Origin of the sequence: Pseudomonas fluorescens (assembly GCF_004683905.1) — a bacterium.
Classification (GTDB): domain Bacteria; phylum Pseudomonadota; class Gammaproteobacteria; order Pseudomonadales; family Pseudomonadaceae; genus Aquipseudomonas; species Aquipseudomonas putida_A.
The window spans coordinates 2440642-2453382 of record NZ_CP038438.1 but is presented as its reverse complement, the minus strand read 5'-3'; the positions used below and the strand labels follow the sequence as shown (position 1 = coordinate 2453382).

Below are 12741 nucleotides of genomic sequence, written 5' to 3'. Positions count from 1 at the left end.
GATGTATCCATGACAATTTTTTGATTGTCCTGATTCTCGATCATAGGATTCTCTCAAAGCAACCCACAATGAGTGTGAATCGTATGGAACGGACTTCAAACGTGAGCAACCCGACACTGGAAAAAACCAGCGGCTGGATCAACGGCTTTATTGGCGTGGTGTGCTTCAGCGGCTCGCTGCCGGCGACGCGCCTGGCCGTGCTGGAGTTTGACCCGGTGTTTCTCACCGTCGCGCGCGCCGCCATTGCCGGCGTCCTGGCCGTTGCCCTGTTGTGGTTGTTCCGTGAGCGGCGACCGTCCAGGGATCAGTGGTTTTCGTTGCTGATCGTGGCATTGGGCGTCGTGCTCGGCTTCCCGCTGCTGACGGCGTTAGCATTGCAGCACGTGACATCGGCGCATTCGATCGTCTTTGTCGGCTTGCTGCCATTGGCCACTGCGCTGTTTGGCGTCTTGCGCGGTGGCGAGCGTCCGCGCCCGGTATTCTGGTTCTTCTCGATCCTCGGCAGTGCTCTGGTGGTGGGGTTCGCCTTGTCACAGGGATTGTCCGCCTCGCCCACCGGTGACCTGCTGATGCTCGCCTCGATTCTGGTCTGTGGTCTGGGTTATGCCGAAGGCGCAAAACTGTCGCGCACCCTGGGTGGCTGGCAGGTGATCTGTTGGGCGCTGGTCTTGTCGCTGCCCCCGATGGCAATTGCGAGCCTGTGGCTGGCCCCGCCGTCGTTCAGCGGCATCAGCGTGTCGGCATGGGTCTGTCTGGGCTACGTTTCGCTGTTCAGCATGCTGATCGCGTTCGTGTTCTGGTATCGCGGCCTGGCCCAGGGCGGGATTGCCGCGGTTGGTCAACTGCAGTTGCTGCAACCGTTTTTCGGCCTGGCGCTGGCAGCGACGTTGCTGCATGAGCAAGTCAGCATCGGCATGCTGGTGGTGACGGTGGGCGTGATTCTTTGTGTGGCCGGGGCGAAGAAGTTCTCCCGATAGTGATCTTTGGCATCGCCTCTGTGGGAGCGGGCTTGCTCGAAGGCGTAGTGGCAGTCGATACCGTTTCACCGACATACCGCCTTCGCGAGCAAGCCGCGCCCACAACTGCACTCAGTGGTGTTCGACGCCGGCGCGTTTCAACAGCTTCTTGCAGCGCTCGGAGAGATGAAACACCTGCAGCTCCTTGCCCGCCTTTTCGTAACGCTCGCGCAGGGTCTTCAACGCGGCAATCGCCGAGTAATCGACGAAGCTCAAATGCCGGCAATCGAGGGTCACTCGTACTGGGTCATTGGCCGGGTCGAACTGGTTGAGGAACGGCGTGGTCGAGGCGAAAAACAGCGTGCCGTGCAGGCGGTAGAGTTTGCTGCCGTCGGCTTCCAGATGCTCATCGGCGTACAACTCGCGGGCCTGCTGCCAGGCAAAGTTCAGCGCGGCAATGATGATCCCGCAGAGCACGGCGGTGGCCAGATCGGTGAACACGGTGATAGTGGTCACGGCGATGATCACCAGTACATCGTTGAGCGGCACTTTGTTCAACACCCGCAACGAAGCCCAGGCGAAGGTCTGCTGCGAGACCACGAACATCACCCCTACCAGTGCCGCCAGCGGAATACGCTCGATCAGCGGCGACAGAAACAGGATGAACAGCAGAATCAGCACCCCCGCCACCACCCCGGACAAACGCCCACGGCCGCCGGAGCTGAGGTTGATCACGGTCTGGCCGATCATCGCGCAACCGCCCATGCCACCGAATGCGCCGGAGACCACGTTCGCCGCGCCCAGCGCCACGCACTCGCGATCCGGGTAGCCGCGGGTTTCGGTGATTTCGTCGGTGAGGTTCAGGGTCAGCAGGGTTTCCAGCAGACCGACCAGCGCCATCAGAATCGCGTACGGGGCGATGATGCGCAGGGTTTCCAGCGTCCACGGGATGTCCGGCAGCGCGAAAGTCGGCAGACCGCCGGCGATGTGCGCCATGTCGCCAAGGGTGCGCGTCGGCAGACCGAACAGGTAGACCAGCAGGCCCACGCCGAGGATCGCCACCAATGCCGGCGGCACCGCGCGGGTCAGGCGCGGCAGGATGTAGACGATGGCCATGGTCAGCAGCACCAGCCCGGTCATCAGGTACAGCGGCGTGCCGCTGAGCCAGTGTTCACCGCTCTTGAAATGCTCCAGTTGCGCCAGTGCAATGATGATTGCCAGGCCGTTGACGAAACCGAGCATCACCGGATGCGGCACCATGCGCACCAGTTTGCCCAGGCGCAACAAGCCGAACGCCATCATGATCAAACCGCCGAGCAACACCGTCGCCAGCAAGTACTGCACGCCGTGCTGCACCACCAGCGCGACGATCACCACCGCCATCGAACCCGCCGCCCCGGAGACCATTCCCGGCCGGCCACCGAACAACGCGGTCAGCGTACAGATGATGAAGGCGCCGTACAGGCCCATCAGCGGATTGAGATGCGCCACCAGCGCGAACGCAATGCATTCGGGCAACAGGGCAAACGAGGTGGTGAGTCCGGCCAGGACATCGGCGCGCAGACGTTTCGGTTTCATGGCTTACCTGACTGAGCGGTCCACGAGGGTGACCGCGGATGTTCGCGAAAATGAGGGGTGCGGATGTTACGGAATAGTTCGGAATCGGGCCAGTGATCGCTGACACCCGTCGACGCGCGATTTATCCTGACGCGCTTCTGCCCATCGAGTACGACCATGACTGCATTGCTGACCGCCCGCGACGTTTGCCAGCGCTTGCGCGAGGCTGCGCTGGGCGTGCTGATGTTCAATAGATCCGAGACGCCCGCTGATACCGGACTGGTTACGGTCGATATCGAGGGCTGGCGCCTGTTGCTGGATTTTGAGGGTGGGCGCTTGCATCACTGTGAACAGTGCCGCTGCCCGGATGGCCGCGAATGGCAATTCAACAGCCGTTACGGCACCGACCCGGTGAATCTGCTCAGTACCTGGGAACTGGCGCAGATCGAGAATCTGTTGAAGCTCTGAGCGCTTCACGGTGAAGTCGGTTGCCCAATGATGGCACTCTGCCCATAATTCGCTCCCCTTATTCCTCACGCAAGGAAACGCCGTGAAAAAGTCTCTGTTGTTGATCCCGATGCTGGCAGTGCTGCTGCAAGGTTGTGGCATGACCATGACCCGCTATGAGCCGAGCTTCGAAAACGTTCAGAAGCTCAAGCAGACCCCGCCCCTGCAGGCGATCAGCAATCCTCAGGTAACTGCCGAGTCTGGCGAAGGTTCGCTGACAGTGCGGGCCAACCCGGTGCGCTCGCCATCCGGCAGCATCCCGGCGCATATCCAGGACGCGATCACCGAAGAACTGCGCAAGGCCGGTCTGCTTGATCCGCAGGCTCAGCGTCAGTTGAAAGTGCTGGTGGTGAAGAACAACCTGTCGGCCGGCATGGGCACAGGCGAAGGCCAACTCGCGGCACGCTTCACCCTGCTCAATGGCCAGAATGTGGTTTACGACGCGACCAAGCATGTCAGCAGCCAGTGGAGCAGCAGCTTCTTCGGTTTCATTGCGATTCCAAATGCGGTCAACGCCTACAACCCGATGCTGCGTGACTTGCTGAAAGAACTGTACAGCGATCCTCAGTTCATCCAGGCCCTGAAGTAAGGGCGAAAAAAGAGCCGCGATTGCGGCTCTTTTTTTTTGCCATCAGGCCCGTGGAGTACGGGGCTCGAGTGCCGAGTATTTCAGGTTGTTGTTGTCGATCATCTGCTTGAGCAGCGCATTGACCTGACGGGCGAAGGTGTCGTTGACCGCAGCCTTTGGAGTGTTGCCCATCAGCGGAATGAACCAGATGCCGATCCAGGTACCGACCGCATCATGGTTGCTCGCGGTGGTCAGGGCCTGACCCGTTCCGTCCACGGCTTCGAGGCTCATGGTGTACTGATCGGTGCCGTATGCCGGGATCACCCCCAGGCTGAAACCACTGATGAAGCCCAGCACCATCGAACCGGCATTCGGCGGATGGTTGTACATTTTCAGGCGCAGGCTGTAGTCGCCCGGTTGCTTCTGGAACTCGTCCAGGGTGACACGGCCGAACAGGCCTGAATCGCTCAGAATCTTTTGCAGCTCAGGCTTGAGCTGGTCACGCGCCTGCGGCACTTCTACGGCCGAAGCGCTTTTCGGCTCGCCCTGATAGAAGTCGAAGTCCACATAGACATTGGGTTTGTTGGCGTAGCTGGCCATCGATGGCAGTTTGACCGGCGCCACTTCGTCTTTGGTGAAACTGGCACAACCACCGAGCGCAAGCACCAGGCCCAGCGCCAGGATTTTCCCGAATTGCATGTTGTCCTCCCTATGTGAACCGAGCCAAATGATAGCAATGAGCCTCCATTGCGGAGGCGGGGCGGATTCTAGAGAGAGCGCTCGCTTGAGGAAAGACTGAATCAGGAAATTTACACAAAAATATCCGCTCAGCCCTGTCGCAAGTGGAACAGTTAGCTGGCTTCGCCGCTATATAGTTTTGTATATTGCGAAACCGAAATTGCCCGTATCTGCCCATGCCTACTATTCACATCGTGTTCCCATGAGCGCCATCCGCGTACGCAACGAGCAACTGATCCTCGCCGCCGCCAGCGAAGAATTTGCCGCCAACGGCTTTGAAGCGACCCAGACCCGCGACATCGCCGCCCGCGCCGGTGTGCCCAAGGCCAACCTGTATTACTACTTCCAGACCAAGGAAAACCTGTACTCGAAAGTCCTCCTGGGATTTGTCGAACCGCTGCTGGAAGCCTCGGCAGCGTTGCGCGAAAGCGATGACCCGCTGATCGGCCTGCGCGCCTACATCGCCGCGCGCATCCGCATCGCCCGCGAACACCCGGCGATTGCCAAGGTATTCAGCGGCGAGCTGCTGCTCGGCGGGCGCCAGTTGCCAGACGAATGCCGCGACCTGTTGCACGCCGAAGCCCGACGCAACGTCGACTGCCTGCGCAGCTGGATCGAACGCGGCCTGCTGGCCCCGGTGGACCCGGAACACCTGATGCTGTTCATCTGGTCGGCGACCCGCACCTACACCAACATTGGCTGGCAAATGGGCTGCATCACCGGGCGCGCAGTGCCGCAGGATGAGGATTATCAGACGGCGGCGCAGACGATTACGCGGATGGTGCTGGAGGGCGTCGTGGCCCCGCGGGTTGGGGCGATTCGTGGGGTTCTGTTTGCGACTTGAAGTGTGAGGGCTGCTACGCAGCCGTCGCGAGCAAGCTCGCTCGCCACAGGGAACTCATGCTGGACATGGGAGTTGGTGAACACCTTCAATCATTGTGGGAGCGGGCTTGCTCGCGAAGGCGTCGGATCAGCCCACACATGCGTCACAGGCCCACCGTTTTCGCGAGCAAGCCCGCTCCCACAGGGGATTTGTGCTGGGCAAGGAATCTGTGAACACCTTCAATCATTGTGGGAGTGGGCTTGCTCGCGAAGGCGTCGGGTCAGCCAACACATGCTTCACAGGCCCACCGCTTTCGCGAGCAAGCTCGCTCCCACAGGGGATTTGTGCTGGGCAAGGAATCTGTGAACACCTTCAATCATTGTGGGAGTGGGCTTGCTCGCGAAGGCGTCGGGTCAGCCAACACATGCGTCACAGACCCACCGTTTTCGCGAGCAAGCCCGCTCCCACAGGGGATTTGTGCTGGGCAAGGAATCTGTGAACACCTTCAATCATTGTGGGAGTGGGCTTGCTCGCGAAGGCGTCGGGTCAGCCAATACATGCTTCACAGGCCCACCGATTTCGCGAGCAAGCTCGCTCCCACAGGGGATTTGTGCCGGACGTGGGAATCTGTAAACACCATCAATCATTGTGGGAGTGGGCTTGCTCGCGAAGGCGTCGGGTCAGCCAACACATGCGTCACAGGCCCACCGCTTTCGCGAGCAAGCCCGCTCCCACAGGGGATTTGTGCTGGACATGGGAATTGGTGAACACCATCAATCATTGTGGGAGTGGGCTTGCTCGCGAAGGCGTCGGGTCAGCCAACACATGCGTCACAGGCCCACCGCTTTCGCGAGCAAGCTCGCTCCCACAGGGGTATGCGCTGGTTTTAGAAAGTGATCTCGGCTGCGGGTTTGACGTCGACCACGGGCCGTGGCGCCCGTCAGGTGCGCCAGGTCCTTGTTGTGTTCGGCGATGATGTCTTCGGCGCTCATCGTGCTGTCGTTCACGGTGGAATGGGCGTCCGCCACGAGCACCACGTCGTAACCCCGTTGATGGGCCTGGCGCACGGTGGCGTTGACGCAGTAGTCGGTCTGCAGGCCGCAAATGATCAGGCGTTCGAAGTCTTCGCTGGGCAGCAGTTTGCCCAGCTCGGTCTGATAGAACGAATCCGGGGTGGTTTTGCGTACGCGCAGGTCTTGCTCCGTCGTCAGCAGGCCGTCGGCGAGTTGCCAGCCTTCGGCACTGTAGGCCAAAGGACTGTCCTTTTCTTCATGCTGTATCAGCACCACCGGCACGCCAGTCTTGCGCGCACGCGTGCTGAGCTGGTTAATGGTGTCGATCACACGGTGGATGTCGAAGCACTGATACTCGCCCGAACAGAGAGCCTGTTGGACGTCGATGATCAGCAATGCGCTAGACATGATGGGCCTTCCTTGATCGATCCTTGAGACAGGGGGCGGAGCCAAGCCCCGCCGCCCTTTTTACGCCGCTCAATAACCCAATGACAACCCGGTATTGCGCCGTGGATCGTTGGCCCCGTAGAAACGGTTTTTGCCCACCGGTTTACCGCCCAGCGACGGCGCGCCGACCAAGATCGCGGCGATGTGGTTGGCATCCTGCGGCCCGGCGAACTTGTGGCCCCAGCTCTCGAGGATCTTCTTCGTATCCGGGCTGGCGGCGAAGTCTTCGAGGTTGGTTTCTTCCGGCATCCATTGCTGGTGGAAGCGTGGCGCGTCGACCGCTTCCTGCAGGCCCATGCCGTAGTCGATGACGTTGAGCATGGTCAGCAAGGTCGCGGTGATGATGCGGCTGCCACCCGGCGTACCAACCACCATCACCACTTTGCCGTCCTTGGTGACGATGGTCGGGCTCATCGACGACAGCGGGGTTTTGCCCGGAGCGATGGCATTGGCCTCGCCCTGCACCAGACCGTACATGTTCGGCACACCGACCTTGGAGGTGAAGTCGTCCATCTCGTCATTGAGGATCACCCCGGTCTTGCTCGCCATCACCCCGGCGCCGAACCAGTCGTTGAGGGTGTAAGTCACCGACACCGCGTTGCCCCACTTGTCGACAATCGAATAGTGCGTGGTGTTGTTGCCTTCATGCGGCGCGACGCCGGGTTTCAGTTCGGCGGAGATCCCGGCCTTCTGCGGCTGGATCGCGTTGCGCAGCTTGGTCGCGTAGTTCTTGTCCAGCAGATGCTCGATCGGGTTCTTCACAAAATCCGGGTCACCCAGATAGCTGTTGCGGTCCACGTAAGCGTGACGCATCGCTTCGATCTGGTAGTGCATGCCTTGGGCCGAATGGAAGCCCAGATCCTTCATCGGATAGCCTTCAAGAATGTTCATGATCTCGCAGATCACCACCCCGCCGGAGCTTGGCGGTGGCGCCGAAACCACATGGTAGCCACGGTAATCGCACTCCACCGGGGCCAGTTCGCGGGTCTTGTATTTGTCGAGGTCGGCCTGGGTGATGATGCCCTTGTTGGCCTGACTGGACGTGACAATGGCGTCGGCCACCCAGCCTTTATAGAAACCGTCAGCGCCTTTTTCGGAAATGGTGCGCAGGGTTTTCGCCAGATCCTTCTGCACCAGTTTCTGCCCGACCTGCATCGGCTCGCCGTTGTGCAGGAAGATCGAGCCGGAATCACGCATGTCCTTCTTGAACACATCGGTTGCGTAGTCCAGCAGATCGACGTCGCCCTGCTCCAGTTCGAAACCGTCCTCAGCCAGTTTGATCGCCGGCGCGATCATCTCCTTGCGCGGTTTAGTGCCGTACTTGCTCAGCGCCAGCTCCATGCCCGACACGGTGCCCGGCACCGCCACGGCGAGGTGACCACGGGTGCTCAGATCCGGAACGACGTTGCCGTCCTTGTCCAGATACATGTTGGCAGTCGCCGCCAGCGGGGCTTTTTCGCGGAAGTCGAGGAAGGTCTTGCGCCCGTCCGCCAGTTGAATGGTCATGAAACCGCCACCGCCGAGGTTGCCTGCGGCGGGATACACCACCGCCAGCGCATAGCCCACAGCGACCGCCGCATCCACCGCGTTACCGCCGTTTTTCAACACATCGACACCGACATGCGAGGCCAAGTGTTGAGCGGTGACCACCATGCCGTTTTCGGCGGCAACCGGTGCTACGGAAGCGGCGTGGGCCATGAGGCAGCTCAGTGCCAGTGACGTCGCAATCAGCGTTTTGGCCAAAGGTTCGTACTTCATGAGTCGATCTCTTTTTTGTTTTCGGGTTCTGTGCAGAACAGAGGGGAACGCAGCAAAAGCACCAAGCAGTATGGTCGCTATTGCGATTTGCGCCTCCCCGCTCAGGCAGTATGCTGGGCGCTTTCGCCGTACCGATCCGGAGTTCTGCCCATGTCGTACACGTTCATCACCCTGCCCTCACCGGTCGGCGAATTGAAGCTGGTGGCGAACGGCTCACGACTGGCGGCCATCCTCTGGGAAAACGACAAACCGGGCCGGGTGCGCCTCGGGCCGATGAGCGAAGCGCCGGACAATCCGCTGCTGCAGCGAACCGCGCAGCAGCTTGAAGAATATTTTGCCGGCAAGCGTGATCGCTTCGATCTGGAGCTGGATTTTGTCGGCACCGATTTTCAGAAAAAGGTCTGGGCGGCGTTGCTGACCATTCCGTTTGGCGAAACCCGCACTTACAGCCAGATCGCCGAGCAGATCGGTAATCCGACAGCCGTGCGCGCGGTGGGAGCGGCGAATGGGCGTAACCCGATCTCGATTGTGGCGCCGTGTCATCGGGTGATCGGCGCGTCGGGGAAGTTGACCGGGTTTGCGGGTGGGCTTGAGGCCAAGGAGCGGTTGCTGACGCTGGAGGGCGGGGACTGGTCTGATGTCGGTAGAACAGGCGACCTGTTTTAACCCCGTAAATGCCATTGTGTGGCGAGGGCGCTTGCTCCCGCTCCAGTGCGCAGCACGGGCAAAAACCTGGGGCCGCTGCGCAGCCCAGCGGGAGTAAGCTCCCTCGCCACAATGGATTGGCGTTGAATCAGCTGTCGAAAAGGTTATTCATCGCCGCGTATTGCAGCAGCATGATGGTCTTGGCGTCGCAGATCTCGCCGCGCTGAAACGCCGCCAGTGCCTCATCGAAGCGCCACTCCAGCACTTCCAGTTCTTCGGTTTCCTCTTCCAGGCCGCCGCCCTCGCTGACCTTCGACTTCGCGTCGTATTCGGCGATAAAAAAGTGCAGCTTCTCGGTCACCGAGCCGGGGCTCATGTAGGCCTCGAAGACCTTCTTCACCTCATGCACGCGGTAACCGGTTTCCTCTTCGGCCTCGTCGCGGATCCGCTGTTCCGGCGCCGCACCTTCCAGCAGCCCCGCCGCCACTTCGATCAACAAGCCGTCGTGGCCGTTGACGAACACCGGCAAGCGAAATTGGCGGGTCAGCACCACCGTGCGCTTTTCGCGGTTGAACAACAGAATCGCCGCGCCATTGCCACGGTCGTAGACTTCGCGAGTCTGCCGCTGCCAGTCACCGTTGTTGCGTAGATAGTCGAAGGTGATTTTCTGCAACAGATACCAGTCGTGGGACAACACCTGAGTATCGACAATGTTGACCCGCTCGGCTGTCTTGGTCATGACGCCTGTTCCTTGTGCCATCGGAAAACGCCCATAGTCGAATAATCGCGCGCACAAAAAAAGCCCGGCAATGCTGTCGGGCTTGTTTACTGGCGTTCGCGGAGGTTGTCAGAGATCGACCAGGTGCCGGTCGATGCGCTTGAGCACGCCCTTGATCAGGTTCAGCGCACTGTCGGCGCGAAACGGCAGGTTAAGCGAAGGCTCGCAGATCTCCATTTCCATGATCATCGGCCGACCGTCATAGTCGCGGATCACGTCGACCCGGCCGTAGAGCAACGGCAGCTCAAGCCCGAGCACCTCGGCAGAAGCCACCAGCGCCGATAGCGCCACCGCCTGCTCCTCGGCATCCGCCTCGCGCGGCTGGCGAAATTCGGGGGTTGGCACGTTCACCGTACCGTCCGCCATGAGCATGGCGCCCTTGCGGATGGAATGGCTGAAGGTGTTATCGAAGAAGGTCAGGTCCGTCTCGCCGTAAGTGTCGATGGTGGTGATGTACGGCTGAATGATCACATGCGAACCGCGCTTTTGCAGCGCGCGAATGTGCGCCAGCGCGGCCTGGGAACCGCCGCGGACAAATCTTTTCACTCCGCGCGAATACGAGCCGATCGTCGGTTTGACGACAAATTCGTGGCTGTCGGTGTTCGCGTCGAGGAAGTCAGCCAGATAACCCTCGGGAGCGTCGTCGGGCGCCAGGAACACACTCGGAATAATCGGCACGCCGCGCGCAGCAATGTCCTTCAGGTACAACTTGTTCAAGCCCCACCGGGCCACGGACGGCACGTTCAACAGGCAGGTCAGTGCATGCACCTTGTCGCACCAGGCAAAGAATTCGGCGAGGTTTTCGATGCAGTCCCACGGTGAACGGATCAATACGGCGGTATACGCCGCCCAATCGACTGACGGATCGTCCCAGAAGCACACATCGGCGTTGATCGACAGTTGCTTGCAGGCTTCCAGCAATGGCGGCATGTCGTAGTCAATGTGCAGGTTCGGCTTATCGGTGACGAGTGCAAGCTTAATCATGAAGAATCCTTTCTACTGGACAGTTGGAAGCAGAAAAACAGCGACGACTCACCAGGGAATCACGCGGTCCTGATGGCGGTAAGTGCCCGTGGGGCCATCGGCACCGATCAATGCCAGAGCGACACTGGTCCGCGCGCCTTCCTGCACATCGAGATCACCGGCGCCGTCATTCATGCCGGTTTTGGTGTAACCGGGGTGCACGGCATTGACCTTGACGGGCGTATCGCGAAGCTCGTAAGCCAGATGAACCGTCCACGAATTCACCCCGCTTTTACTGGCGCTGTAGCCCGGCAAGGATTTGAACATCGGTGAATAGGCGTAGGAATCGACGTCCGTATGGGTGGTGAGCGATGCCAGCAGACTGGATACGTTGACGATGCGCCCGGCCGCAGACTGGCGAATCAGCGGCAGACAATGCTGGGTCACCGCGACCATGCCGAACAGGTTGGTTTCAAACGTCTGGCGCCACTGTTGAAGTGGTTGTTGCGAAGGGTTCAACCCGTAGGATTCGATACGGATCGCAGCGTTATTGATCAGGATATCCAGTCGGCCGAACTTCGCCTCCAGCAATTTGACCGCCGAGGCGATGCTGTCTTCATCCGTGACATCCAGCAGGCACGGGAACGCCTTCAGGCCCATGCCGACCAACTCGTCGGCCGCCTGAGCGACAGCCTGATAATTCCTGCCACTGAGCACCACCGTCACGCCCTCGGCGGCCAGTTGTCGCGCCACCTCGAAACCGATGCCACGGTTGGCACCGGTCACCAATGCAACCTTGTCAAAATCGTTCATCGTGCAACTCCAGACAACGCTCCGCCCTGCCCGCAGGGAGGACGGAACCAATACGATTCATGAAATGTTCCAGCAGTGGCCCGAACGCCCGCAGATCGGTCAGAAAGGCGTCGTGGCCGTCCGGGCAATCGAGCCGGACAAAGGTCACCTCGGCACCATCCTGCTCGAGCCCTTGAGCGATGTGCTGCTGTTGCGCAACAGGAAACAGCGTGTCGCTCTCGACGCCGACCACCAGAACCTGCTCCAGCCCGGCAGTCTGAAAACCGCCCTGCAGCGGCGTCAGACAGGCATAAAGATCAATTGCGCGGCTTAGCTGCAGATAACTGTTGGGGTCGAAATCCCGCGCGAATCGCCAGGCATTGGCCTGCAGATAATCCTCGACTTCAAAGTCGTGGGTCATGCCGGCGGATTTCCCCGCCGCCTGATCGCTGCGGCTGAAACGGCGATTCAATTGCGCGCCGGAGCGATAACTCAACAGGCCGATCTTGCGAGCCAGCGTCATGCCATGGATCGGGCGCGCATCCGGCGAATACTCGCCACCGGCCCACAGCGGATCACTGCGGATGGCTTCCCGCTGCAATGAACGCAAGGCTGTGGACACGGGAAGCGAACTGGCCGCGCCGCACAGGTTGATGTGATGCCGGACAAACCCCGGATGCCGGGTCAACAGGGCCAGCGCACACATGCCACCCATCGAAGCGCCGATCAGGCAGGTCACTTGCGCCATGCCCAGCGCTTTCACGGCCATGACGATCGTGTCGACGATGTCTTCGATGCTCAGCTCGGGAAAGCGCGACTGGTAAGGCCTGCCACTCGCCCGCTCAGTGGACAGCGGCCCCGTCGAGCCCTTGCACCCCCCCAGATAGTTGAAACAGATCACATACCAGCGGTCTGTATCGATCGGCTTGCCTGAACCGGCAAAGTCCTCCCACCAGCCCGCCTCAGGATCGCGGGCGACACTGCAAACGTGGCTGTTGGCGGACATGCCGGGCAGCACCAGGACGATGTTGTCGCGACGATCATTCAGTTGCCCGAACGTCTCATACGTCAGCCTGAAAGCTTCCAGTACACCTCCACGATGCATTGGAAACGGGCGCGCGAACTCGATGTAATCTGCTGCCGGAAGAGTTTCCACCATGATGCTAATCCCTTAGAGCGCCTGCTTCGCCAAGTAA

The 12741-nt window shown here is 60.4% G+C and carries 12 protein-coding genes and 1 pseudogene; 5 read left to right on the top strand and 8 right to left on the bottom strand.

The features are described from left to right. Positions 1–83 precede the first annotated feature (83 nt). On the top strand, positions 84–977 hold the full coding sequence (locus tag E4T63_RS11035; protein ID WP_135295458.1) for a DMT family transporter: 894 nt from the start codon (positions 84–86) through the stop codon (positions 975–977). A 111-nt stretch (positions 978–1088) separates the two neighbouring features. Here E4T63_RS11035 and E4T63_RS11030 read toward each other — a convergent pair whose 3' ends face one another. After that, positions 1089–2534 carry a SulP family inorganic anion transporter gene (locus tag E4T63_RS11030; protein ID WP_135295457.1) on the bottom strand — a complete coding sequence of 482 codons (1446 nt, stop codon included), beginning with the start codon at positions 2532–2534 and terminating at the stop codon, positions 1089–1091. A 156-nt stretch (positions 2535–2690) separates the two neighbouring features. On the opposite strand from E4T63_RS11030, the gene E4T63_RS11025 reads away from it, so the two are divergent. After that, positions 2691–2981 (top strand): DUF7693 family protein, encoded by a 291-nt coding sequence (locus E4T63_RS11025; RefSeq protein WP_098968178.1) that lies wholly within the window; start codon positions 2691–2693, stop codon positions 2979–2981. Positions 2982–3063: 82 nt separating this feature from the next. Then, positions 3064–3609 carry a hypothetical protein gene (locus tag E4T63_RS11020; protein ID WP_027614702.1) on the top strand — a complete coding sequence of 182 codons (546 nt, stop codon included), beginning with the start codon at positions 3064–3066 and terminating at the stop codon, positions 3607–3609. Positions 3610–3651: 42 nt separating this feature from the next. Here E4T63_RS11020 and E4T63_RS11015 read toward each other — a convergent pair whose 3' ends face one another. Beyond that, entirely contained in the window at positions 3652–4287 is a 636-nt protein-coding gene (locus E4T63_RS11015) for a hypothetical protein (RefSeq protein WP_095139000.1), read from the bottom strand. Between the two features lie 241 nt (positions 4288–4528). Between E4T63_RS11015 and E4T63_RS11010 the strand changes: the two genes are divergently transcribed. Then, the gene (locus tag E4T63_RS11010; RefSeq protein ID WP_135295456.1) at positions 4529–5170 is read left to right on the top strand and encodes a TetR/AcrR family transcriptional regulator; all 642 of its coding nucleotides are present in this window, start codon (positions 4529–4531) and stop codon (positions 5168–5170) included. An 865-nt stretch (positions 5171–6035) separates the two neighbouring features. Here E4T63_RS11010 and E4T63_RS11000 read toward each other — a convergent pair. Further along, positions 6036–6570 (bottom strand): annotated as a pseudogene (locus tag E4T63_RS11000) (cysteine hydrolase family protein). Between the two features lie 69 nt (positions 6571–6639). Then, a complete protein-coding gene (gene ggt, locus E4T63_RS10995) occupies positions 6640–8367 on the bottom strand; it encodes a gamma-glutamyltransferase (RefSeq protein WP_098968174.1) in 1728 nt (575 codons plus the stop codon). Positions 8368–8517: 150 nt separating this feature from the next. Here ggt and E4T63_RS10990 point away from each other — a divergent pair, with 150 nt between their 5' ends. Continuing rightward, positions 8518–9033: a methylated-DNA--[protein]-cysteine S-methyltransferase gene (locus tag E4T63_RS10990; protein WP_135295455.1), complete on the top strand. Its 516-nt coding sequence runs from the start codon at positions 8518–8520 to the stop codon at positions 9031–9033. A gap of 127 nt (positions 9034–9160) precedes the next feature. On the opposite strand, the gene E4T63_RS10985 is transcribed toward E4T63_RS10990, so the two are convergent. The 4 genes from E4T63_RS10985 to metX form a co-directional block, all read right to left on the bottom strand. Next, positions 9161–9751: an NUDIX domain-containing protein gene (locus tag E4T63_RS10985; protein ID WP_096795624.1), complete on the bottom strand. Its 591-nt coding sequence runs from the start codon at positions 9749–9751 to the stop codon at positions 9161–9163. 108 nt (positions 9752–9859) lie between these two features. Continuing rightward, on the bottom strand, positions 9860–10774 hold the full coding sequence (locus E4T63_RS10980) for an ATP-grasp domain-containing protein (protein WP_135295454.1): 915 nt from the start codon (positions 10772–10774) through the stop codon (positions 9860–9862). 48 nt (positions 10775–10822) lie between these two features. Beyond that, complete coding sequence (locus tag E4T63_RS10975) at positions 10823–11566, bottom strand: SDR family oxidoreductase (protein WP_027614694.1); 744 nt, start codon at positions 11564–11566, stop codon at positions 10823–10825. Further along, positions 11553–12704, bottom strand: coding sequence for a homoserine O-acetyltransferase MetX (gene metX / locus E4T63_RS10970; RefSeq protein WP_135295453.1), 1152 nt, complete (start codon positions 12702–12704; stop codon positions 11553–11555). Before metX ends, E4T63_RS10975 begins: the two co-directional genes overlap by 14 nt. Positions 12705–12741 lie beyond the last annotated feature (37 nt).